The sequence below is a fragment of the Microvirga terrae genome (genome assembly GCF_013307435.2).
In the GTDB taxonomy this organism is placed as follows: Bacteria; Pseudomonadota; Alphaproteobacteria; order Rhizobiales; family Beijerinckiaceae; genus Microvirga; species Microvirga terrae.
Genome location: NZ_CP102845.1, coordinates 4,947,194 through 4,971,426 on the forward strand (window position 1 = coordinate 4,947,194; position 24,233 = coordinate 4,971,426).

Annotated in this window: 18 protein-coding genes; 5 read left to right on the top strand and 13 right to left on the bottom strand. The window is 62.2% G+C overall.

The window, feature by feature from the left end; all coding sequences use genetic code 11:
* Window positions 1–58: 58 nt before the first annotated feature.
* The 7 genes from HPT29_RS23215 to HPT29_RS23245 all read right to left on the bottom strand — a co-directional run bounded on the left by HPT29_RS23215 (window position 59) and on the right by HPT29_RS23245 (window position 7,338).
* Window positions 59–1,165, bottom strand: a complete 1,107-nt coding sequence (locus tag HPT29_RS23215; RefSeq protein ID WP_173949339.1) for a branched-chain amino acid ABC transporter substrate-binding protein — start codon at window positions 1,163–1,165, stop codon at window positions 59–61.
* A 77-nt stretch (window positions 1,166–1,242) separates the two neighbouring features.
* Window positions 1,243–2,337, bottom strand: coding sequence for an ABC transporter ATP-binding protein (locus HPT29_RS23220; protein ID WP_173949340.1), 1,095 nt, complete (start codon window positions 2,335–2,337; stop codon window positions 1,243–1,245).
* An 11-nt stretch (window positions 2,338–2,348) separates the two neighbouring features.
* Entirely contained in the window at window positions 2,349–3,188 is an 840-nt protein-coding gene (locus tag HPT29_RS23225) for a carbohydrate ABC transporter permease (protein ID WP_173949341.1), read from the bottom strand.
* A 10-nt stretch (window positions 3,189–3,198) separates the two neighbouring features.
* A complete protein-coding gene (locus tag HPT29_RS23230; RefSeq protein WP_173949342.1) occupies window positions 3,199–4,131 on the bottom strand; it encodes a carbohydrate ABC transporter permease in 933 nt (310 codons plus the stop codon).
* A 63-nt stretch (window positions 4,132–4,194) separates the two neighbouring features.
* Window positions 4,195–5,460: an ABC transporter substrate-binding protein gene (locus HPT29_RS23235; protein WP_210272324.1), complete on the bottom strand. Its 1,266-nt coding sequence runs from the start codon at window positions 5,458–5,460 to the stop codon at window positions 4,195–4,197.
* A 61-nt stretch (window positions 5,461–5,521) separates the two neighbouring features.
* Window positions 5,522–6,694, bottom strand: a complete 1,173-nt coding sequence (locus HPT29_RS23240; RefSeq protein ID WP_173949343.1) for a PLP-dependent transferase — start codon at window positions 6,692–6,694, stop codon at window positions 5,522–5,524.
* On the bottom strand, window positions 6,691–7,338 hold the full coding sequence (locus HPT29_RS23245; protein WP_173949461.1) for a FadR/GntR family transcriptional regulator: 648 nt from the start codon (window positions 7,336–7,338) through the stop codon (window positions 6,691–6,693). The genes HPT29_RS23240 and HPT29_RS23245 overlap by 4 nt, the downstream gene beginning before the upstream one ends.
* 933 nt (window positions 7,339–8,271) lie before the next feature.
* Here HPT29_RS23245 and HPT29_RS23250 point away from each other — a divergent pair.
* Window positions 8,272–11,610: a M10 family metallopeptidase C-terminal domain-containing protein gene (locus tag HPT29_RS23250; RefSeq protein WP_173949344.1), complete on the top strand. Its 3,339-nt coding sequence runs from the start codon at window positions 8,272–8,274 to the stop codon at window positions 11,608–11,610.
* Window positions 11,611–11,744: 134 nt separating this feature from the next.
* On the top strand, window positions 11,745–12,146 hold the full coding sequence (locus HPT29_RS23255) for a hypothetical protein (protein WP_173949345.1): 402 nt from the start codon (window positions 11,745–11,747) through the stop codon (window positions 12,144–12,146).
* A 132-nt stretch (window positions 12,147–12,278) separates the two neighbouring features.
* Here HPT29_RS23255 and zwf read toward each other — a convergent pair whose 3' ends face one another.
* The 3 genes from zwf to HPT29_RS23270 form a co-directional block, all read right to left on the bottom strand.
* Window positions 12,279–13,793: a glucose-6-phosphate dehydrogenase gene (gene zwf / locus HPT29_RS23260; RefSeq protein WP_173949346.1), complete on the bottom strand. Its 1,515-nt coding sequence runs from the start codon at window positions 13,791–13,793 to the stop codon at window positions 12,279–12,281.
* Window positions 13,790–14,785: a phosphogluconate dehydrogenase (NAD(+)-dependent, decarboxylating) gene (gene gnd, locus HPT29_RS23265; protein ID WP_173949347.1), complete on the bottom strand. Its 996-nt coding sequence runs from the start codon at window positions 14,783–14,785 to the stop codon at window positions 13,790–13,792. The genes zwf and gnd overlap by 4 nt, the downstream gene beginning before the upstream one ends.
* A 389-nt stretch (window positions 14,786–15,174) precedes the next feature.
* Complete coding sequence (locus tag HPT29_RS23270; RefSeq protein ID WP_173949348.1) at window positions 15,175–16,083, bottom strand: LysR substrate-binding domain-containing protein; 909 nt, start codon at window positions 16,081–16,083, stop codon at window positions 15,175–15,177.
* 111 nt (window positions 16,084–16,194) lie between these two features.
* Here HPT29_RS23270 and HPT29_RS23275 point away from each other — a divergent pair, with 111 nt between their 5' ends.
* A complete protein-coding gene (locus HPT29_RS23275) occupies window positions 16,195–16,947 on the top strand; it encodes an SDR family NAD(P)-dependent oxidoreductase (protein ID WP_173949349.1) in 753 nt (250 codons plus the stop codon).
* A gap of 188 nt (window positions 16,948–17,135) precedes the next feature.
* Complete coding sequence (locus tag HPT29_RS23280) at window positions 17,136–18,152, top strand: LLM class flavin-dependent oxidoreductase (RefSeq protein WP_173949350.1); 1,017 nt, start codon at window positions 17,136–17,138, stop codon at window positions 18,150–18,152.
* A gap of 100 nt (window positions 18,153–18,252) precedes the next feature.
* On the opposite strand, the gene HPT29_RS23285 is transcribed toward HPT29_RS23280, so the two are convergent.
* The 3 genes from HPT29_RS23285 to HPT29_RS23295 all read right to left on the bottom strand — a co-directional run bounded on the left by HPT29_RS23285 (window position 18,253) and on the right by HPT29_RS23295 (window position 22,798).
* Window positions 18,253–19,074: a DMT family transporter gene (locus tag HPT29_RS23285; protein ID WP_259060308.1), complete on the bottom strand. Its 822-nt coding sequence runs from the start codon at window positions 19,072–19,074 to the stop codon at window positions 18,253–18,255.
* 84 nt (window positions 19,075–19,158) lie between these two features.
* Window positions 19,159–21,555, bottom strand: coding sequence for a PIG-L family deacetylase (locus HPT29_RS23290; RefSeq protein ID WP_259060309.1), 2,397 nt, complete (start codon window positions 21,553–21,555; stop codon window positions 19,159–19,161).
* Window positions 21,545–22,798, bottom strand: a complete 1,254-nt coding sequence (locus HPT29_RS23295; RefSeq protein WP_173949352.1) for an ROK family transcriptional regulator — start codon at window positions 22,796–22,798, stop codon at window positions 21,545–21,547. Before HPT29_RS23295 ends, HPT29_RS23290 begins: the two co-directional genes overlap by 11 nt.
* 169 nt (window positions 22,799–22,967) lie before the next feature.
* Here HPT29_RS23295 and HPT29_RS23300 point away from each other — a divergent pair, with 169 nt between their 5' ends.
* Window positions 22,968–24,221, top strand: a complete 1,254-nt coding sequence (locus HPT29_RS23300; RefSeq protein ID WP_173949353.1) for a sugar ABC transporter substrate-binding protein — start codon at window positions 22,968–22,970, stop codon at window positions 24,219–24,221.
* The last annotated feature ends 12 nt before the right edge of the window (window positions 24,222–24,233 follow it).

The window sequence follows — 24,233 nt, forward strand, 5'->3', positions numbered from 1 at the left end:
AGGAAAGGAATGCGGCGCCCTTTTTGTGGGCGCCGCTGATGGGACCGACCGATCGGGATTAGGTTCCCGGGGCATAGTCCGCCTTGCCGCCCTTCCATTGATAGACCACGAAACCCGGTTGCTTGTTGTCGCCCTTGGCATCGAAGCCGATCGGCCCAGCCACCGTTGGGACGGTGTTCGCCGCAATGGCCTTGGCCACCGCCGGGCCATCGACCTTGCCGGCCTTCTTGAGCGCGTCGGCAAGGACCTGGACGGCCGCATAGGCATAAAGCACATAGCCCTCCGGCTCGATGTTCTTGGCCCGCATCTCCTTCACCACGTCGGTCGCGGCCGGGTCCTTGCGCGGATCGGGGCCGAAGGTGAACAACGTGCCCTCGGCGGCCGGTCCGGCAATCGAGAGGAGTTCCTGGGTCGAGATCGGATCGCCGCCGATAAGTTGGAGCTTGAGGCCCTGGTCGGCCGCCTGGCGCAGGATCAAACCGGCCTCGGCATGATAGCCGCCGAAGAACAGCACCTCGACGCCGGCCGTCTTCAGGCGGGTGATCAGCGCGGTGTAGTCCTTCTCGCCAGGATTGATGCCGGCCTCCACCACGACCGACTGCTTCCCCTCGGCAAGCTTCTTCTTGACCTCTCCGACAAGGCCGGTGCCGAACGGGCTCTTGTCGTGCACAAGGGCGATCTTCTTGCCGGACAGATTCTTGATCACGTAATCGGCTGCGGTCGGTCCCTGCTGATCATCGCGTCCGGTGATCCGGAAGATCGTCTTCATGCCCCGCTCGGTAACCTTGGGGTTGCTGGATACCGTGATGCTGGTGATGCCGGCCTCGTCATAGACTTCCGAGGCCGGGAGGGTCGAGCCGGAGCAGAAGTGCCCGAAGACGAGCTTGATGCCCTCGCCGACGACCTTGTTGGCGACTGAGACCGCCTGCTTGGGATCGCAGGCGTCGTCCATGGCGACGATCTCCAGCTGTTGTCCGAGCACGCCGCCGGACGCATTGACGGCATCGGCGGCTGCCTGGGCGCCGTTCTTCATCTGGTCGCCGAAAGTGGCCGAGCTCCCGGTCATCGGACCGGCGACGGCGATCCTGATCTGGGCGAAAGCCGGGGCGGAGCCGATCAGCAGGGCGGTAGAGAGCAGGAGCATCCGAAGGTGTTTGATGGCCATTGGAACTTTCCTCCTTGGGGCTGCGTGCCAGACACTGGGCAAGGTCCCGCCACTCAAAGCAGAGAAATCCGCGCTTTCTAAGGAGAGACGGCCTGATCCGGAAGCCGTTGACCTGTTCGAGCATCGAAAATGTGGAGCTTGGCCGCGGGCAGGCTACAGGCAACGTCCGTGCCGATCTGGTAATGCGCCCGCTCCAGCACGAATGCCTTCAGAGCGGAACAGGCGGTTCTGATATGGAGGATTGTCCCCAGCCCCATCGGCTCCACCAGCTCGATTTGGCCCATGTGATCGCCGTCCCCCCCTGTCGAAACCTGAACGTCCTCAGGGCGCACCCCGACCCTCACGGCTTGGCCATGTCGACCCTGTAGATGATCGGAGACCGGCATCTTCTCGCCTGATCCAAGGGTGATGAACCGACGTTCGCCGTCGCAATGCAGGGTGCCGTCGAGCACGTTGATGGCAGGCGACCCGATGAAGCTGGCAACGAAGAGGTTCGCGGGGCGCTCGTAAAGATCGAGCGGCGTTCCGACCTGCTGGACGGCGCCTGCGTTCATCGCAACGATACGGTCCGCAAGCGTCATGGCCTCCACTTGATCGTGGGTCACATAGATCGATGTCGTGCCGAGCTCCCGGTGGAGCTTCTTGATCTCCACGCGCATCTGTTCGCGAAGACGCGCATCGAGATTGGACAAGGGCTCATCAAACAGGAACGCCTTAGGCTTGCGCACGATGGAGCGCCCCATCGCGACGCGCTGCCGCTGTCCTCCCGACAGGGTACGAGGTTTTCGATCAAGGAAGGACTCGAGCCCCAGCTTGGAGGCGGCCGCATTCACGACCTCGGCCATTCGCTCCGAAGGCGTTCCTCGCAACTTGAGGCTATAGCTCATATTGTCGCGAACCGTCATGTGCGGGTAGAGGGCATAGGACTGGAACACCATGGCGATGTCCCGGTCCTTCGGCGCCAGTTCATTGACAACCTTCCCGGCAATGCGGATGTCCCCGCGGGTGATGCCCTCCAGTCCTGCGATCATGCGCAGGAGCGTGGACTTGCCGCATCCCGAAGGCCCGACCAGCACAACGAACTCCCCATCCTGGATCGACAGGTCAACCTCGTGAAGGACAGGCACGGCCCCATAGGACTTGCCGACACCCTGGATATCGATGGAAGCCATGATGGTAACCCTCAGCCTTTGACCGCGCCCGCTGTCAGACCCCGGACGAGATAGCGTTGAACGAGAAGGAAGAAGAGACATGCGGGGATCAGGGCCAGGATGCCGGCCGCCATCATCTGCCCGAAATCGACGGAGAACTTCGATACGAAGCTGAGCAGACCGACCGGAAACGTGCTCGCATCGGCCTTCGACACGAGCATGAGCGCGAAGAGCAGTTCGCTCCAGGCTGCCGTGAAAACGAAGCCCAGGGTTGCGGCAATGCCCGGCAGGGTGAGCGGGAGGATGATCTGTCGGAAGGCGCGGAAGCGCGAAGCACCGTCGATCATCGCAGCCTCCTCCAGATCCTTCGGGATCCCGTCGAAGAACGACTGCATCAGGAAGGTCGCAAACGGCACGTTGAAGGCCGTGTAGACGATGACGAGACCGGTGAGGCTGTTGGTGAGCCCGAACGGCGAGAAAAGCTTGAAGATCGGAGCCACCAGCATCACGAGCGGGAACATCTGGGTGATGAGCATCAGCCCGACGAGCCACATCTTGCCGCGGAAATCGAAGCGCGACATGGCATAGCCCGAAAGAGCAGCGATCAGCGTTACCACGACGGCCGTGCTGCCCGAGACGATCAGGCTGTTCTTGAAGAACAGCGGAAAGTCACTATGCGCGAGCACGAAAGTGTAATGTGCCAGGGAGGAACGGGATGGCCAGAGCCGAATACCCTCGCTGTAGAGGAGATCGTTCGGTGTGACAGATACCTTGAGCAGCCAGTAGAGGGGAAACAGCGCAAAAGCGACGTAGAGGGCAAGCAGCCCATAGTGAAGGATCCAGTACGGAGTGCTGCGGGCGGAGGATGTCATAGGGCTCCCCTCATCGTCTCAGCAGGGACTGCCGCATCAGGATGATGACGAAGGAATAGGCCAGCAGAATCCCAAGCAGCACCATCGCGATCGCGGATGCATAGCCGAAATCGAGGCGCCGGAATGCCTGTGTGAAGATGTAGCTCGAAACAATCTGCGTCTGATCAGCGGGTCCGCCATTGGTCATCACGATGATGAGATCGGCGAAGTTCGCAATCCAGATGGTCCGCAACATGACCGTAATCGCGATTGTGGGCGCCAGGAACGGCAGGGTGATGTCGATGAAGCGCCGCCAGGCGCCGGCGCCATCGATGGCAGCCGCTTCATAAATGTCTTGCGGGATCGACTGCAAGGCCGCGAGCAACGTGATGGCGAAGAACGGGATACCCCACCAGACATTGGCGACGATCGGTCCCCAGATCGCGAGATGGGGATCCGACAGAATGTTCTCGGGAGCAGGCAGGACTCCGAGGGCCGCCATCCAGTGCGGCAGGGGGCCGACGACAGGATTGAACAGCCAGGCCCAGTTCAGGCCCGATAGGAACGTCGGCACCGCCCAGGGCAGAAAGACCAATGCCTGGATGACGCCACGCCCCGGAAAAGCATTGTTGAGGAGGAGTGCCAATACGAGGCCGAAAGAAAATTGCAGAACGACCGAAGCCAAGGTCCAAACAAGCGTGTTCCTCATAGACAGCCAGAACGCCGCATCCGTCCAAAGCGTTTGGAAATGCTCAAGACCGACGAAGCCGCCGCTGAAAGGGTTGATCAGCTGCATGTCCCGGAAGGCGTAGGACAAACCGATGATCAGCGGCACGAGCATGATGACCGCAATCAGGATGACGGAGGGAGCGATATACAGGTAAGGCTCGAGGCCTGCCACGAACCGACTCAGAGGCGCGCGCCGGCGGCCTGCAGCCTCCTCGTATAAGGGCATCGTTGACATGCGGCGCTCCTTGGCGGGACAAATCAGGTGGACGGCGCGGCTCAGAAGCCGCGCCGATCCGGATTACTTGCTCGAGGCGAGGTGTTTTTTCTGCGCCTTCGTCATGTAATCGGCCCACTGTGCCGCCATGTCCTTTGGAGCGAGTTGGCCAAGAAGAGCCTGCTGGCTGGTCTTCACCGCAAGCGAGTCGGCGAAAAAGGCGAATTCCTGCAGATAGGTTGGCATGATGGTCGGCACGACGTTCTTGTCTGCCAGTTCCTCGAACCACCCCTTGAACTGTGGGCCGGAATAGAACGGATCGTTCTCGGCCGACTTGTAGATCGGCAGCGCACCCGTTTTTTTGTTCCAGGCGATATTGCCTTCGGGGCCAGCGAGCGCAGCAAGCAGCTTCCAGGAGAGCTCCTTGTTCTTGCTGTTCGCGAACATAGACCAACCGGCATAACCCAGTGTCGGGAAGGCCTTGCCTGCCGGGCCCTTCGGGAAAGGCGCGACTCCATATTCCTCCGGCTTCATGCGCTCGGCAATAGCGATCAGCGCATCAGGATCCTGGTCGAGCATGGCGCAGGTGCTGGAATAGAACCCTGCGACGATCTCGTTGAAGCCCCAGTTCACGCTGTCCTTCGGAGCGTAACCCTTCTTGTAGAGATCAGTGACATAGGCGAGGCCCTTCACCCATCCGTCATCTGCGAAGGTCGAGGTTCCATCCTGCTTGAAGAACGAGTTGTCGCCGGCCATCGTGGCGCCGAACATCACCCAACCGTTCAGGCCGCCGGGGCCACCCCGCAGGCAGTACCCGTACTTGCCCGGAATGGCCGAAACCTTCTTGGAGACCTCTTCGAACTCCGCGAGGGTCTTCGGTGGCTCCTTCACGCCGGCCTGCTCGAAGAGCTTCTTGTTGTAGAACATGGCCCTCAAATAGAAGCCGTAGGGTATCGTGTAGGCGGTATTCTTGACGCTGCGACCGACCTCCAGGGCTCTCTCGTTCAGACCGCCCGTATGGGGCCAAGCCTTCAGGTAAGGCTCGAGGCTCTCCAGGGCGCTGTTGTTGGCGTAGAGTGAAAGCCACCGATCCGGCATCTCGACAACATCAGGCGTATCGCCGGCGGACACCATGGTGGCGAATTTCTCGAAGGCTTGGCTCCAGGGCAGAGACGTGATTTCCACCTTCACGCCGGGATTCGCTTCCTCGAAGCCCTTCACGATACCCTTGAGCGTTTCTGTCCGCTCAGGACTCGTGATGACTTCGGTGAGCTTCAGGGTGGTTTGGGCAAGAGCGCTGCCGGCGAAGGTCGTGGCGAGCGCAGTAGCGAGCAGTAGGCGTTGGATCATGGTCTTCCCTCTGTTTTGATCTTGTCTCGAACGTGTTCGACCGCTCCTGACGACAGTTTGGTTAGCTCATCTTCGCCTCCCTGATGGCTTGTGAGAGATCGGCCACGAGGACATCCTGGCCTTCAAGGCCCACATGAAGCCGCACGACACGAGCGGAGACGCCGAAATCGATCGCCGAATTGGGCCCTGCGGCCTGGGCACGGACCACCTGAGCAGGCACCACAAGGCTCTCATGTCCGCCCCAGCTCACGCCGAGCTTGAAAAACCGGAGTGAGTCCGCGAACCGGGCGATATCGACGCTGCCGTCGAACTCGAAAGAGAACAGGCCGGATGTGCCTTGCAGTCCGTCGAGCAGCCCATTGCTCAGGCCGGGATGATAGACCGCCACCACGTCCGATCGCTTCGCGAGTTCACGCGCCACGTGCAGACCCGCTGCCTCATGCGCTCTCATGCGGATCGGCAAGGTGCGAAGACCACGCAGCAGGAGCCATGCATCGAACGGGGATAGCTTGCCGCCGAGGTAGGGATAAATGCGGGATCGGATCTCTCCGATGAGCCCTCCCGAGCCCACGACGACGCCTGCCACCACGTCGCTGTGGCCGCCGATGTATTTCGACGCGGAGTGGACCACGAGGTCGACTCCGAGGGTCAGCGGCTGCTGGAAGATGGGACTCGCCCAGCTGTTGTCGATGATCGAGATCGCGCCGTTCTCGCGGGCTACCCTGGCAAGCGTTGCCACATCATGGACATGCATGAGCCAACTCGTCGGGCTCTCCATGTAGAAGAGCCTTGCCCCGGGCAGAGCGCGTCGCACCGCGTCGTGGTCACGACCATCCACATAGTCGACCGTCACGTTCATCCGCTTGAGGTAGGTCTGGAAGAGCCGGTACGCGTCGGGATACACATGCTCCACGCATACGATCCGGTCGCCCGGTTGGACGAATGCCAGGACGGCTGACGCAATGGCCGCCATGCCGCTGGCGAATCCGATCGCATCCTCCCCACATTCCAGAGCGGCCACTTTCTCCTCGAACAGACGAACCGTGGGATTGAGGCCACGGGTGTAGGTGGGGCGCACCTTCTGTCCGCGATAGGTTTCTTCCATCTCGGCATAGGAGCTGAAGGTAAAGAGAGAGGTTTGCGCGATCGGCGGCACGACAGCCTCGTAGGCGTGCTCGCTATCATGGGCAAGGATGGCCATGGCGCGGGCCAACGGATCCACGGAGGTGTTCATCTGATCATGTCCTTGATGTCCTCCTCAACGATGGCGAGGATTGAAAGCGTCTTGGAGCGGGCTGCGTCCGGATCCTTGGCCGCGATGGCCTCGAACAGCTCGCGATGAACCGGAAAGGAACGGGCGGCGAAATCGACACGAACGCGCGACATGCCGAACAGCATCTGCACACTTTCCCGCATCTGCGACAGGAGTTGGTTGAAGATGGGATTGCCGCTGGCGTCATAGATCGAGAGATGAAATGCCAGGTCCTCGGGACCAGCGCAGCCCTTCTCGCGGTGAACGGACTCCATGATCAGCAGCTTAGACTCGATCCGCTCGAGATCGGCAGCTCCAGACCGTACCGCCGCGAGGGCGCTTGCCTCGACTTCCAGGCCACGGCGAACCTCCAGCATCTGGAGAAGGCCGTTCTGCCCGCTGTCAACCGCCAGTGGAAGGTGCATGGTCTCGGGTGAGATTCGACGCAGGAGGTAGGTGCCACTGCCCCTGCGGCTCTCGACGACTCCGAGAGCCTGCCAATGACGGATAACCTCTCGGATTGTGGAACGCCCGACCGAGAGCTCAGCCATCAACTCACGCTCCGGAGGCAAACAATCTCCGGGCTGCAGGTCCGAATGGCCGATGTACTCGGCGATCGCCTGCATCGCGCCTGACGTGCGGGCAGATGTGGTGCGACGCACCTGAGTTCCCCATTCCGAGTCCATTCTGCTCCGACCTCGCATGTTCTGGTGAACTGCCCGAAGGCGATACCCTTCGGAATTGGTCTGACAACTTCGAAGCTGGATCAGGGCCAGCCTATTGTCAAGGCGTGACGGGACTGCTCCGCGTTGCAATGGGCGACATATGGATGATCCGGAGTTCGTCTCGCGACCTGGTGTAAGGGACATTGAGCGGGACGGTGATTGTTCGATGTCGCGTGCCAGGCAAAGCGCTTCGGGTACACGACGGCGCACGATGGGTGCCGGCCTCGAAGGCATGTTCGTTTCGACAGGTGAGCGGCACGCGTCAGGCGTTCGAGCCCAAACGTTCCGCGGCTCAGATGATCCGCTCTGTCGATTGAAACAGTGTATCGCAGCGCGTCGAAGGATTAACAGGGTTTTCCAATCAGATCCGCCGACATCGCTCGGCGCTCGGCAGATCGAAAGTGTGATCGGCTGTCGGTGTGCATCAGATTACAAACATCAACTCCGGCGGGCGTCGGTGCTGACGTCTGACCAGTCGATCATAACGCGCCAAATCCATGCTTCTGCGGTCCTGCGGCGCAACAGTCCGGCCAAGTTTCGAAGATCTCCCCGGTTCGCGCAGAGCATAAGTTAATTGGTCCAGTCGCTTACTCCATGTTCGGATATTTTTCGCTTCCGAGTTCCATCTCGACGGTCACATGCCATGAATGTCTGCCGACGTTCGCTAGCCTAAAATGTGTAACCCCTTGGGGGTAGACAACACAAAAATTCCGGACACATTATCTGCCAAGCGTGAAAGCGCTGACGGGCAGGCGCCAACCTGCCTGGGGGGAATTGATAACTTCAAACCAGTGTCGCGGAAACAGCGCACAGTCGTGAGAGAGGAACCCCAAGATGCCGAATCCCAGCCAAGCGAGCGATCAGTGGTGGGTCAACGATCAGACACCGGACAACCCCTATGGCAAGAGCGAGGACTATGAGTCCTTTCTTAGCTATCTAGGCGCATTGAACCGCAGTCTCACGCCGGCGATCGCTGCAGGAACGCTGAGGATCAACGTCTACGAGCTCAATGATCACCCTGACTACAAGGCTGCCGCCATCGGCGCCTTGCAAGCGTGGTCCTCTGTCACTCCCCTGAAATTCGAGATCGTCGACGACGCGCCATTCAACAGAGCCACAGACTGGATTGAAGTCGTCAGTCCAGAGCTGGGACAGCCGGACGAAGGCAGCGCCTATTCGAGCAATCGCTATGTCAGCATCGGTCAGCGCTTCCATGACACGGAACCCAACAAAACGGATGTCGGCGGTTACGTCTTCGACTCCTTCATCCATGAGTTCGGCCATGAATTCGGCCTCAATCATCCCGGGCTCTACAATTACAGCGGCCCAGGCGGCGTGCAGATCAACTATCTGAACAACGCGACCTGGACTTATGATCGCCAGCAATACAGTGTCATGTCCTATTTCGATGGGATCGATGTCGGCGAGACCAGCCGCTGGTCCGCCTCGACGCCGCTGATGGCTGACATCGAAGCCGTCATTCGCCGCTTTTTCTCGACGGTCGATGCCAATGGAGTGCGCACCTACCAGCAGATCGATCTCAACACGGGCGACAACGTCTACGGCTTCGGCAGCACGCAACTCTCCTATCAACTGACCTCCTCGGGCATGCGCCATGACATCGGCTTCGCGATCCATGACACTGGCGGGACCGATACGGTCGACTTCTCCGGCTCGACAGCGGGGACGATCCTCGACTTGCGTGCCGGACACTTCTCGAGCGTCAACGGCCACAGCAACAATGTGTCGATCTTCGCAGGGCACAACGCGGATAGAACCGACTATTACATCGAGAACGGCGTTGGCAGTGCGTATGACGACATCTTGATCGGCAATGACGGCGCCAACGTTCTGGACGGACGAGGCGGCAGCGACCGAATGGCAGGCAACGGAGGCGACGACATCTATTTCGTTGATTCTCTCGACGACATCGTCCGGGAGGAGCTCAATGGAGGCAATGACACGGTCATCCTCCTCTCCAGGGATCTGAGAATCAGGAAGATCGCTAACGTCGAAAGCATCATCTACGCCGACGTGTCGACCACTCAGCCCGGTAGCGGCAGCGAGACCCCGCCCAGCGCCGGCGACAACACGCTGACCAGCATTACCTTCGGCGACAATGGAAACAATACCCTCGATGGAGGCGCCGGGGACGACACGATTTTTGGCCAAGGAGGCGACGACCTGATCATCGGCGGCCGCGATTCGCTCGCCAGCCGCGATATCAACAACACGATCGATGTCGAAGATCTCGAAGACCGGACCGAAAGCGACGACGGCAACGATGCCCTTTACGGCGGCCGCGGCAACGACACCCTTCTCGGTGGCCAGGGCAATGACATCCTCGATGGCGGCGACGGCGACGACACGCTGAGCGGCCAGGACGGCGTGGATGTGTTCAGGGGCGGCGCGGGCATCGACACGGTCGATTACAGCAAGGAAAGCCCTTTCCAGCTGCTCGTCAATCTGGCGACGAATACCGCCAGCGGCGGCACCGCGTCGGGTGACACGTTCGACAGTATCGAGAACCTGATCGGCTCCGACGATCGCATCGATCGGTTCATCGGAACATCCGCGGCAAACCACTTCTGGGGACGTGGCGGCGGCGATTACTTCAACGGCGGCGGCGGCAACGACATCCTGGATGGTGGCAACGACGGTGACATCCTGTATGGAGAAGCCGGGGACGATACGATCATCGGCGGCGCCGGTCAGGATTACCTGGATGGCGGCTCTGGCAACGACACGGTCGTCTACACAGGCAGCTCCGATGGCGTCACGATCGATCTTGCGAATGGCACGGCCAGCGGCGGCGACGCTGACGGTCCGGTGCAGATCGTCGGCCGGGGCACGACGATCCGGCACGATATTCTTGCCGGCTTCGAGAATGCCGTCGGCTCGTCCTTCGACGACCATCTCATCGGCACTGCGCAGGCCAATGAGCTCTCGGGTGGTGCCGGCAACGACACGCTGACCGGTGGCGGCGGTGCCGACAGATTGATCGGCGGAGCCGGCAGCGACACGGCGGATTACGCCGGCGCGTCCAGCGGCGTCAGGCTCACCCTCGCGGGAGGCAGATCGGGTGGCGATACCTATGTGTCCGTCGAGAACCTCGCAGGTTCCGGCCATAACGACCGGCTAACCGGCAACGGCGCGGCCAACGTCCTGACCGGCCAGGGCGGGAACGACGTGATCGACGGCGGCCGGGGCGACGACACACTGCTCGGCGATTTCGCATATCAGGGCGACGCGCCCCCTCGCCCGGGACTCGGAACCGGCTACGCCACGCTGGGACCTGATGCGACGAACAACTCGTTCGCCACCGCGTTCGACATCTCCAACAACTTCTCCCTCGCGAGCGATCCCGACATCTTCGATTCGACCACGACCCTCCACACGACTGTCAATGCGACCGGAAACGGCCAGGGTGGATTCTACAAGATCGAGCTGGCGGCCGGCACCGTCATCACGATCGACATCGACGGAATCGCCGATCCGAATGTCCATGACAGTTGGCTCAGGCTGCTCGACAGCAACGGCGAAATCGTCGCTCAGAACGATGACGGCGGCAGCGACCCCGGCTCTACGACCGGCCGAGACTCGAGTCTGGTGTACGTCGTCGAAGAGACCGGAATCTATTACATCCTGGAAGGCAGCTGGTCAGATACGGTGCCGGGAGACGGCTGGGCCGAATCTGTGCCGCAAGGCTCGACCTATAAGGTGAACGTATCGGTCGAGCTTCCCCCTGCACCGGCTCAGCCGGGCGTTGCAGGGTCGGACCGGCTCGACGGCGGCAGCGGCAGCGATCTGCTGGACGGCGGTCTGGGAGCCGACACGCTCACCGGCGGCGCGGGAGAGGACAGCTTCCGCTTCTCGACGGCGCTCGGGAACGGCAACGTCGACCGGATCAAGGACTTCAAGGTCAGCGATGATACGTTCCTGCTGGACAACCTCGTCTTCGGGAACGTGGGTGGCGATGGCGCTCTCGCCCTGGGGGCGTTCCACAAAAGCAAGGCGGGCGTTGCTCATGACGCCGACGATCGGATCATCTACGATACCGATAGCGGGGCTTTGTTCTACGACGCCGACGGGTCGGGACAGGGTGCAGCCGTTCAGTTTGCGCGGCTGAGCAAGAATCTGAATGTTGCGGCGACCGACTTCGTCATCATCTAACCCATACCCTGGTGGGGCGCTTCCAGGCGCCCCGCCTTCTCGTTGGATGGCAATCCGTCTCTCGTGTCCGAACCACACGCGGAGCGGCAAAAGCGCCAATGCGCCAGTCCTTCGGGGCGATCATGGAGTCTGTGATGAAACGCCCGACCGACAGCCGCACTTTATGGATGGCCGCCGGCGTTGCGGCCGTCGCTGCCGCGGCAGGGCCCGCCGCAGCACAATCGCAAGAGATCCGCGGCGCTGTCACGTTCGAGGGAGGCACGGTGATTCCCCAAGGCCAGCTCAAGATTTATCTCGAGGACCGGTCGATTCGAGACGAAGCGCGCCGTCGCGCGGCCATAACGCGCATCCAGAGCGACGGCAAGTCGACGACGCTCGCCTTTTCCCTATCGGCGCCGGCAACCCTGCCTCCTTCGCCCACGCTGCAGATCGTTGCACGCCTCGAGCGTGCGGATGGTTGGCTGCTCGCGCGGGGCAGCACACCGTTCGAGTCCGGTCCGCCTGTTTCTGTCAAGCTCAACGCCGCTACGTACTGAAGCGCTGTCGGCTGGAGTGACGTCCTAAGCGCTGCAAGCAGGCCTGAAATCCCGGCACCCTTCACGCCGTGCAGAGAGGACATCTCTGTCCCGCAGTTTGTGCCGTCAACGGCGCGCGAGGGAGGATCGTCGCTACTCGATGATCCTCCAGCGGCGTCCATCGCGGGCCAACAGGAATCCTGCCTCCTCCGGCCCTGACGAGCCCGCAGGGTAGTATTCGAGCCCCCTGGCCCCTGCCTTCGCCCAGGCATCGAGGAACGGTTGGACTATGGCCCATCCCGCTTCAACTCCGTCGGCCCTTTGAAAGTGCAGGGCGTCGCCCGTCATGCAGTCGTAGATCAGGGTCTCGTATCCAGTGCTCGGAGCGACATCGAAGTGATCCTTGTACTTGAACGTCATGTCGACGCTCTCCGCTGCAAGCACAGGTCCGGGCACCTTCGCGTTGAAACGCAATGTGATCCCTTCGTTGGGCTGAATGCGCAGGACGAGGAAGTTCTGCCCTAATCGGTCGACGGAGGTCTGCTCGAACATCGAGATCGGCGCCTGCTTGAACTTGATCGCCACCTCCGTCCGGCGGGCCGTGAGGGCCTTGCCGGTTCTCAGGTAGAACGGCACTCCAGCCCACCGCCAGTTATCGATCTCAAGCCGGAGAGCCGCATATGTTTCCGTGGTGCTGCCGGGCGCCACGTGCTCGGCGTCCCGGTAGGCCACGACGGCTTCGTCATTGACGCGGCCGGCGCGGTACTGACCGCGCACCGAGTTTGCGAGCGCTTCGGCCTCGCTCGGGATCCTGATGGCCGCCAGGGCTTCAGCTTTCGCATTGCGAACGCGCTCCGCCTCGAACCGGGCCGGCGGCTCCATGGCGATCAGGGCCAGCAGCTGGAACAGGTGGTTGGGCACCATGTCCCGCAGGGCTCCCGTCCTGTCGTAGAAGCGCCCTCGCCTCCCGACGTTGACGGTTTCGGCCACCGTAATCTGCACATGATCGATGTGATCCCGGTTCCAGATCGGCTCGAACAGCCCATTGGCAAAGCGAAGAAGCAGGATGTTCTGGACCGTCTCTTTGCCGAGATAGTGGTCGATGCGGTAGATTTGATCTTCCACGAGCACTTCCAGAAGGGCTTGGTTGAGAGCCCGGGCCGAGGCCAGGTCCGTCCCGAAGGGCTTCTCGACCACGACCCGGCGCCAGGGAGTACCTGATGGACCCTCCTCGGACAGACTGGCCCTCGCCAGATGGCGCGCAATCGGCTCGAACGTATCCGGTGGCATGGCCAGGTAGAACAGGCGATTGCCGTCCGTGCCTGCCGTTGCCTCAAGCTCCTCCAGGACCGCCTTGAGTTGGAGAAAGGTCCCGCCGTCGTCGATGCTGCCAGACACGTAGGCGACATGGGCGACAAGCCTTTGGGCCAAGTCTGGGTCCACCTCACGGGTGGCATGCCCCTTCAACGCCGTCAGAAGATCCTCCCGGAACTCGTCGGCCGTTCGGACGCTGCGCGCTACGCCCACGATAGCGAAGCGCTCCGGGAGCAGGCCCGTGGCGGCGAGATTGTAGAGAGCCGGCAGGAGCAAGCGGCTTGTCAGATCTCCGGAGGCACCGAAGATCACGAAACAGCACGGGTCGGCGGCAGGTGCGGGAGATTGCGTCATGCCCCGTCTCCTTTCGGCTTCTTCCCCTCGATATGGCCGCCGAAACCTTTACGCATGGCCGAGAGGATCTTTTCGGCGAAGGTGTGGTCCTGGCGCGAGCGGAAGCGGGCATAGAGGGCGGCTGTCAGAACCTCGGCCGGGACCGCTTCATCGATTGCAGCCTCGACGGTCCAGCGACCCTCCCCGGAATCCTCGACGTACCCTGAATAGGTGCTGAGGTGCTCGTCTGCGGACAGGGCAGTGGCGGTGAGATCAAGCAGCCAGGAGGTGATGACGCTTCCTCTGCGCCACACTTCCGCAATGTCGGCGACATCGAAGTCGAAGCGATGCTCGGGAGGCAGAGCTGGGCTCGACGCATTGCGCAGGATATCGAAGCCTTCGGCATAGGCCTGCATCAAGCCGTACTCGATGCCATTATGGATCATCTTGACGAAGTGCCCGGCGCCGTTCGGCCCGGCATGGATATAGCCCTGCTCTGCCCGGGGATCTCTGCCCTCCCGTCCCGGGGTGACCGGCAGGTCGCCCTGTCCAGGAGCCAACGCGGCGAAGATCGGATTAAGGCGCTCGACCGCCTCGGGCTCGCCCCCGATCATCAGGCAGTACCCGCGCTCGAGCCCCCACACCCCGCCACTGGTACCCACATCGATATAGTGGAGGGCGCGGCTGCGGAGTTGGCGGGCTCGACGCACATCGTCCTGCCAGAAGGTATTGCCGCCATCGATGATGGTGTCCCCCGCCTCGAGCAGTCCGGCAAGCTGCTGGACCGTCGCTTCGGTCACCCTGCCGGCGGGCAGCATGAGCCAGACGGTCCGTGGCGCCTCCAGCTTTGCCACAAGATCCTCCAGGGTCTCACCTCCCATAGCGCCTTCACGGACAAGACCGCTGACGGCTTCCGGGTCGCGGTCATACACGACTCCTGTGTGCCCTGCCTGCATGAGCCGTCGGACGATGTTGCCGCCCATCCGGCCGAGGCCAACCATTCCCAGCTGCATCTTCAGTCTCCAGCTCTGTGTCGTAGGCCGCGATGCTGCGCGTTGATGTCTCCGGTGCACGCAGCGCGTGGCAAAGCAGATGGGCCGGCACCTATCGGCTTAGCTCAAGACTTAGGATCATCAGCCGGATCGTCCATATACCACAGCCCTCGGATGAGACGACCTCCGTGGTGCTCCACGCTTCGCCGCGGGTTCAGGCGGAGAGATCCCCGGCAGGGCTTGCCCAACCCAGCGGCGAAGGCAATAGCCTTGGGGATGAGCGTCAAGAGCTTGAACGAGCATTACCGTCACGAGTGGACGCGACAGGAACACGTCCACCAATGCCGATAATCGTCTCTCGCCATAAAGGAACATCGATGTGCGTCGTGCGCCAACAAGCAGGCGCGTCTTCACTCATCAGCCCCGAGGGCGATTCTGGGAAAGCCAGCCGCCAGGTGGTCGATGAGTGTTCGAACGGCCGGGGGTAGCCCACGCCGGGTCGTGAACACCAGGTGAACGATCCCCCGCTGCCCTCTCCAATCCTGCAGAACATGCACAAGCCGGCCGCGAGCAAGGTGTTCGGCACACACGTGATCTGGCAGGAGCGCGATGCCCAACCCATTGGCTGCTGCGTCCCGGACCGCCGCGAAGTCCCCGCATGTCATGCGCGGCTCGTGCCGCAGCACATGGATGGCACGGTCGTCGCGCTCCAGCGTCCACTCGATTTCTCCAGGATCGTCGCTCGTTCCGAGCGTCGGCAGAGCTGCGAGCGAGGTAATGTCCGCATGGAGCCGGCTGGCGAGTTGCGGGCTGGCTACGAGGATGCGGCGGGAGGTGCCCAATGAGCGCATGGTCAGCGCCGCGTCGCTCGTCAGGGCCGTTCTCACCCGGAGCGCTACGTCGATCCGCTCCCCGATGAGATCAACCGGGCGATCGACTGCGAGAAGCTGCAGCTTCACCTTCGGGTAGCGCGTCAGGAAGCTTTGGATCGTACCGGAGATGACTTCGACGAGGCCGGTTGGGCAGCTCATACGAATGCGTCCATGCGGCTCCGCCTTGGCCTCGGCGACTAGGGCTTCGGCCTGCTCGGCCTCCAGGAGCAGGGTGCGACACCGTTCATAGAAGGCCTGCCCCACCTCGGTCACCCGGAACCGGCGGCTCGAGCGCTCAATGAGCCGAACGCCCAATCGTACCTCGAGCCCGGCAATACGGCGGCTGAGCTTCGATTTCGGCTCCTTCAGCGCCCGGCCCGCGGCAGCAAAGCCGCCATGAGCCACTACCTCGGCAAAATAGGCGTAATCGTTGAGGTCAGTTCGCATGATCGTTCCTCTGATGGAACGCTATGTGCCATGAAATCCGTCTATTCGCATCATCGTTCTCGGCACATCTCTGTCGGCAGCGGCCAATCACGGCCAAGCATGGAGAAGACAGTGACGAACAGGTTCGACAACAAGGTCGTGGTGGTCACCGGAGGGACGAGCGGCATCGGGCTGGCGACGGCCAAAGCGTTTTCGGCGGAAGGCGCTTCGGTCTTCATCACCGGCCGCCGGCAGGAGGCGCTCGACGAGGCCGTGAAAACGATCGGCGGCCGTGTGACTGCAATCCGGGGAGACATGAGCAGGCTGGCCGATGTCGACCGGCTCTATGACACGGTCCAGCAGAAGCATGGGCAGATCGACGTTGTCTTCGCCAATGCAGGCGGTGGTGAGTTCGCCCCTCTCGGCGCGATCACCGAGGAACACTACGAACGCACCTTCGACACGAACGTGAAAGGCGTGCTGTTCACGGCCCAGAAGGCGCTGCCCCTTCTGAAGGACGGCGGGTCGGTCGTTCTCACCTCGTCGACGACCAGTATTTCCGGCACGCCAGGGTTCAGCGTCTATTCGGCGTCCAAGGCGGCGGTGCGCAACTTCGCCCGCAACTGGATCCTCGATTTGAAGGACCGGCACATCCGGGTGAATGCGGTCAGTCCCGGCGTCACTGAGACCGCGGGCCTGAACGAACTCTTCGGCGGCGGTGACCAGGCACAGGGGACCAAGGACTATCTCGCCGGCCTCATTCCGGCCGGGCGGATCGGCCAGCCTGACGAGATCGCCAGGGCCGTGCTGTTCCTCGCCTCCGACGAGGCGAGCTTCGTCAATGGAATCGAGCTCTTCGTCGATGGTGGGCAGGTTCAAATCTGAGATGAGAACGACCTGATTCCGAACCGGAGCGGCCGAGGTCACCAAACGCCCTCGGCCCTCATACCACACCCCTCGCCAGATATCGCCGACCCGGCGGAGCTGGGCTTGCGGGGAAAGCCTCTGCACGAACAGCCGACCGACCTGCTATCGTGGCGAATCGATCGAAGGCACTCGCATAGGACTGCATCATGAAGAAGATCGGATTCCTCTCGTTTGGGCACTGGTCGCCCTCGCCGCAGTCACAGACGCGTTCGGCGCGCGATACGCTCCTCCAGTCCATCGATCTTACCATGGCGGCCGAGGAGCTTGGAGCGGATGGCGCTTACTTCCGCGTCCATCATTTCGCACGCCAGCTCGCCTCGCCCTTCCCGCTTCTGGCGGCGATCGGGGCGAGGACGAAGCGGATCGAGATCGGCACCGCCGTGATCGACATGCGCTACGAGAACCCTCTCTACATGGCCGAGGATGCAGGTGCGGCCGATCTGATCAGCGGCGGGCGTCTGCAGCTCGGCATCAGCCGCGGCTCGCCCGAGCAGGTGATCGATGGCTGGCGGTATTTCGGATACGCGCCCGAAGAAGGTCAAAGCGATGCCGACATGGCCCGTCACCACACGGAAATGTTCCTGAACGTCATCAAAGGAGAAGGCTTCGCCGAGCCGAACCCGCGGCCGATGTTTCCGAACCCTCCCGGCCTGCTGCGCCTCGAGCCGCATTCGGAGGGCCTGCGCCAGCGCATCTGGTGGGGATCCGCCTCGAACGCGACCGCTGTATGGGCCGCGCAGCAGGGCATGAATCTCCAGAGTTCGACCCTGAAGGAGGACGAGACGGGCGAGCCCTTCCACATCCAGCAGGCCAAGCAGATCCGCCGTTACAGGCAAGCATGGACAGAGGCAGGGCACGCCCGCGCGCCTCGCGTGTCCGTCTCGCGCTCGATCTTCGCACTCGTGAGCGACCGTGACCGGGCTTATTTCGGTCGCGGCAAGGATAGCGATCAGATCGGCGTCATCGACGACATGCGGGCAATCTTCGGTCGCTCTTATGCAGCCGAGCCGGACAGGCTCGTGGAGGAGCTCAAGGCCGATGAGGCCATTGCCGAGGCCGACACGCTCCTTTTGACGGTGCCGAACCAGCTCGGTGTCGACTATAACGCCCATGTCATCGAGGCCATCCTGCAGCACGTCGCTCCGGCGCTGGGCTGGCGATGACACCGACGCCACGCCCGCACCGGCACCTTGACGGGCGTCTCACGACTTGAATGACAAGGAAGTTGAGAGGGCGATGGGGATAGTCGCCGAGGCCCTGGCCTCACGGCCTGTTGGCATTCTTCAGCCAGCGCTCGGCTGGTGTCGCCAGCATGGTGGTGAGAACCACGATCGCGGCGCCGGCACACACGGACAGGGACGGGATCTCGCCGAAATAGAGCCATCCTGCCGATCCCGAGAAGAGGATTGACAGATATCCGATGGGCGCAAGGAGGTGAGCCTCCTGTTTCTGGTAAGCCTGCAGCCAGCAATATTGGCCAAGCTGCGCCAGAACGCCGACGAGGATGATGCGGGGCGCTTCGTCCCACGGAATCGGCACCCAGACGACGGCTGCAGGAACGGATGTCAGGAGCGTCAGGCCAACCGTGTAGAAGAGCATCAAAACGACTGTGTCCTCCCCGGCAAGACGCCTCGTCTGAACGACCGCGAGAGAGCCGAAGAACACCGATCCGAAAGAAGCCAGCAGACCGAAGTTCCACGGGATCGCGTCGGGCCGCACCATGACGATAACGCCAAGGAATCCGAGCGCCGTGAAAGCGTAGCGTATCCGGCTCACATGCTCTCCCAGCATGAGGGCTGCCATCGCGAGGAGTACGAGCGGTCGCGTGAATCCGATGGCGGTCACCAGCGCCAGCGGCAAGACGGCGAAGGCTGCGAAATTGAGGGTCAGAGCCGCCGAGTTGAAAGCCACACGAGCGAGATGCCCGCGAATGTTCGAGAGGTCGGTCAGCTTCTGGCGGTGGCGCCAAACGAGCGGCGTCACCGACAAAAAGCCGACCAGCGAACGCAGAAAGACAAGTTGAACCGCTGGGTAGATCGCGCCCTCGGCTTTGACGATGGCCTGCATGGTCGTGACCAGCGCCATGTCGAGCAAGAGCCACCCTGCGCTGATCCATAATGGAACAGGAGGCGTACTCGCACTGCCTTCCGACTCGGTCGCCATGTCCTCTCAGGCTGGTTGAACCAGGTTCGCCAGGAGGCGGAAGGCCCCAGGAACGAGCCTGTCGAGCTGATGGTGCAACACCAGCGCCACATGCGTGTGCCGCCCGCGGCCGACGGGAGCCGAGATCAGAGAACCCGTGAGCGGTTCCTCGCCAGGATCGTGGAGGGACAGAAGCCTTTCATAGGCCGGGTCGTAATGGGCGGCGAAGTAGAGACCTCTCTCCTTATCCCAGCCTTGCCAATCCTCCAGCCCAATCCTATTCGGGGCTGTGAGCAGGCGATGTTCCGGTTGCAGAACCGTCACAGGGGCGGCAGGGTCCGTCACGCGCCACCGCAGGGACGGCGAACCGATAGACAGGCGGCGGGGCGGCGTCCGATCCGGATCCCAGCCATCCGTCGGACGATGGTAGAGCGTCACGAGATGACCACCCTCCTCCACGAAGCGATGCACTCGAGCAGTCGCGGACTGTAGGTCGCGTCTCAACCCGAATGCAAAGATGCCGATGACGATGGTGGTAAACGTCGAGAGAGAACCGTCCTTCAGGTCGGCTTCCGCCAGATCCGTCACATCGAGCCCGAGACGGCGCATATGCGTGCCGACATTGTCGCTTCCGCCACCGACATATCCAATACGAGCATCTCTCGGCAACGCTACATCGAGCATCAGAACCTTGAACTCCACCGGCGCCACGTACGCGGTCGGCCGCACATGAGGATAGGCAATGGCTCTCACCGTGCTCGCTGGTCTGCCCTCGACGATCGGGATGAAACTCACAAGACCGGGCTCTGCCCGATGGGGCGGCACGATCATCCAATCATCGTCGTGGCGCCGAATGCTCCAGCCTGGCGGCACCTGCCAGTCTGAAGGGTTCGCTCCGGCAACCCGCACCCGTACACCGGACGCCGGTCTTTGGGCGCTCACCACCGCGAAGCCTGGCTCAAGCGAGAGGGATTGGGATGGCCTGATCGACAATGGCTCTTCGGCATCCAGATCAATCCGGACGATGCGATCGTGAAGCTCACCCGCGATGCGAATGCCGGCCTGACCATTGCCGCCCAGGGGGTCGAACGCTTCCGGGTAGTTTCCCGTGTGCGGGGCTGTTTCAGGAATGCTGATCGCATAACGGACGAGCCCCGCCTCACGGGATACTTCCGTCGCTCGGATCCCGGTCGGAAGTCGCGGTGTGACCGAGAGCTTCGCGAGGCCAGGCACATCGATGGCAACATCCAGACCGATCTCGGCACCCGGATGAGCCATCCCCTGGAAGGTCGCTCTCGCCGTTTTCACATTGGCTTCGAAGAGCGCGGCATCGATCTCGCGCAACTTCCGGTCGAGGCGGTGCCCCCATTGGTCGAGCGCAGGCCCGTCCAGGCGGTTCCGCGTGTCCTCGATCAGTTTTGCCGCATTGCTGAGTGTTCTTCCGACCATTGTGCGATCGGGGAATGCCGCCAGCGCGGCATCAATGCGCTCCTGCGCCTCCCGCAGAGCGGCGCCAAGCGCTTCCGCCGCTCCCATCACGGTGCCGAGATCACCGAGGCTTGCAGGCAGGTGATCGCGGATATCATGTTCTGCACCCGGCGTGCCGCCGGCCTGGATCTTCAGATGAAGCTCCCATTGATCGACCGGGTTGTTCCGCCACACCCCCATTCCCTGAGACGCATGCGCGGCGCGAGACCACTCCCCCAGTTGCCGATAGGCTAAGCCAGTGACAGGATCGCCACTGGCGACCTGAACGCCGAGCGTTGCAGGCGGCGGCGGCACCTCATCGTCGTAGGCGTAGCCCGCTCCCGACCATGCCGGGAGATAGAACTTGGAAACCTGCCACGGTGCGAGCCCCATTGCGGCATGCTCGGGAAACGCCGCCGGGTCGGCGGCCATAGCCAGCGCCGCTTCGGCGGCACGCGTCATGGCCCTGTGATGGCCATGCTGCCCCGGCACATCCAGGAATGTAGGGATCACGATGTCGGGTCGATACTGTCGATAGGCCCGGACAAGCCGTTCGATGATCCGCTCCTCGCCCCATCGCCGTAACGTGTCGTCGCCATTCTTGGAGAATCCGAAATCGTGAACCGGATCGTCGGGTCCATGACCCAGCCATGCCACGTCGGCATCGATGCGACGCGCCGCTTCCTCCATCTCGGCCGTCCGCAGAACGCCGAGCGCTCCGCCCCGCTCCGGGCCGAGAGCGTTCTGTCCTCCCTCACCTCGCGTCGAGCATGCGACCACGATCCTCATCCCATAAGCAAGGCGGAAAGCCGCCAGCATCCCGTTGATCTCGTCGTCCGGATGTGCGCCCGTGTTCATCACGGTCAGCACGGAGGTGAGCCGGCTCAGGGCACGGTGCAGGCGAACGAGGGCTGGCTGATGAACGGCACGGGCGAGACGGCTGTGGTCATCCGGCAAGGGAGATCTCCTCGGTCGGTTGTTCGCGGCGGGCAGCGTGAGCCTTATCGAGACGCGGGGTCATGGTCTCCAGAAGCGGCAATGCGGCTGCGCCGAGCGCCGCCGTCGAGCGGCCGGTCCGCCCGTGGATCAGGCGTGCCTCGCTCCGGTTCCTGCGCCGTGCGACCGACAGAGGCAGGGGCTGCATGGCCTCCACGAGTTCCTCCAGCAATCCGGGTGGAAGAACGCCGCCCAGGACGATGGCTTCTGGATCGAAGAGATTTTCGAGCATTGCGACCTGCGGAGCTAGATATCCGGCAGCTTCCCTGATCCATCCGAGAACGACGGGATGCCTCTCGCGGTGCAGGCGCTCAAGATCCGCATCGTCGATGGGGTCAACTCCGGCCGCTGCCAATTGTTGAGCGAGCGCGTGGAAGGAGGCATAGGCTTCAAGACAGCCCTTCTGACCGCAAGAGCAAAGGCGCCCTCCCTTCTCCACCAGCACATGCCCGATCTCGCCCGCGTTGCCGTTCGCCCCGCGATACGGGCGACCGTCGATCATGATGCCGAGGCCCAGTCCTTGTCCGAAATATATCAGGCAGAAGTTCTTCAGATCCTTGGCCACGCCATGAAGGCGCTCGCCCACGGCAGCAGCGGTGGCATCGTTCTCCAGCGTGACAGGCACCCCCAGCATGCCGCCAATATGGGCGACCGCATCGAAGTCCAGCCACCCGGACAGCGTCGTGGGTCCGACAGATGTCATGCCATCCACGTTGAACGGACCCGGCATCACGACCCCGACACCGAGGAGTTGCGGTACGGGAGGCTGTAATTGCGTCTGCGCCGCGTCGATCTCGGCCTTGATGACGGGAAGCACGGCCTCGGGGTCGTTCTGCGGAATGGGGATGTGGCGCTGGGCTCGAACGTGTCCGCCGATATCGATCAGAAGCGTGCAGATATGATCGGCCGCGATTTCGACCCCGGCCGTCATCCCGCCGTTCGGATTGACGGCAAACTGGATCGGCGGCAGGCCGCGCCCCGCTCTGAGCCGGCCTGTTCTGATCAACAGCCCGTCGGCGACAAGATCCTCAACAATGTTCGAGACGGCTTGAGTGCTCAGATGCGCATGGCGCGAGATCTCCATCCTCCCAACCGGTCCCAGTTGCCGCACCACGTCCAGCACCACGCGTCGGTTGTGGAAGCGGTTCCGCTCCGGATTGCTTCCGATCGTCGATGGCGCACCTGATTTTGGTTTTCTCGGCATCTCGACCACTCCACCAAAGGGACGATGACCTGAAGCAATGAATAACTCAAGTTAATTATCTTATTGACAGGCCGACCACTCTGGAGGAGCCTTGAATCTGGAATGGCCCGTTCGAAGGCCGCCGCCAGAGATTTTTCGGCGCCCACGCGCCTGCAGAATGGAGAGGGATATGAGTTTTCGTCACATGCTCGCGAGCGTCGCTCTAGGCGTCGTCACCTTGGCTGCCTCAGGGGCAAAAGCGGTCGAGATCGAATATTGGCAGTATGTCTTCGACACGCGTGTCAAGGCGATGACTCAGCTGATCGCGAAGTTCCAGGAGGCCAATCCGGACATAAAGGTCAAGCAGACGACGTTTCCCTACGCCGATTACCAGACGAAGGTCGCCGCAGCGATTCTTGCGGGTCAAGGACCGGATGTCGTGCAGCTCTTCTACGGTTGGACCGACAACTTCATCGCCGGCAAGATGATCCGTCCCCTCCGCGCCGAGGCCTTTCCGGCTGCGGAAATCGAACGTGATTTCTTCCCGATCATCAGCGCTATGAAGCGCGGCAACGAGTATTATGGCCTACCGACTGCCGTTCGCTCCCTCGCGCTCTTCTACAACAAGAAGATCTTCAAGGATGCGGGTCTCGACCCCAACAACCCGCCCAAGACGCTTGAGGAGCTTGTTGCTGCCGCTGAGAAAACTACCAAGCGCGATGGCAGCGGCAACATCACCTCCGCGGGCATGACTCTCGACATGGGTGGGCAGGACCACCAATGGTGGCGGGAAGTCCTGATCCGACAGTTCGGCGGTGTGCCCTACACGGACAACGACACCAAGGTCGCCTACAACGACGAGGCGGGCCTGAAGGCGCTCACCTTCTACACGGACCTGCAAAAGAAGCATAAGGTCGGCCAGACGGGCTTCATGGACGAAGGGCAGGCCGCCTTTCGCGCGGGCCTCGCCGCCATGACCATCGACGGCACCTTCCGCCTCGGCTCGTTCGGCGCCATCAAGAGCTTCGAGTGGGGTGTGACCGAACTTCCCGCCAATGCACAGGGCGTGCGCAGCAACTACGCCAGCTACTTCGCCAACGCGATCACTGCCAAGGCGGAGGGCGAAAAGCTCGCGGCGGCCGAGAAGTTCCTGAAGTACGTCTCCTCTCCTGACGCCATGAAGATCTGGATGGAGGTCGTGGGCGAACTGCCGGCGCGGCGTGCCGCCGCTCTCACGCCCGAGAACACCGGGCATCCCATCTATGGGCCATTCCTCAAGGGCTTGGAATACTCCCACACGACCCTGTTCAAGGATGAGACTGCCCAGCGGCAGGGAGCCATCGATATGGTGAACCGAATCCTGATCGGCGGGGAGGACCCGAAGACCTCGCTCGCCAAGGCGGCCGAAGCCGAGCAGGCGATCATCGATCGCGCCAAGCGCTGACTATCGAGACCG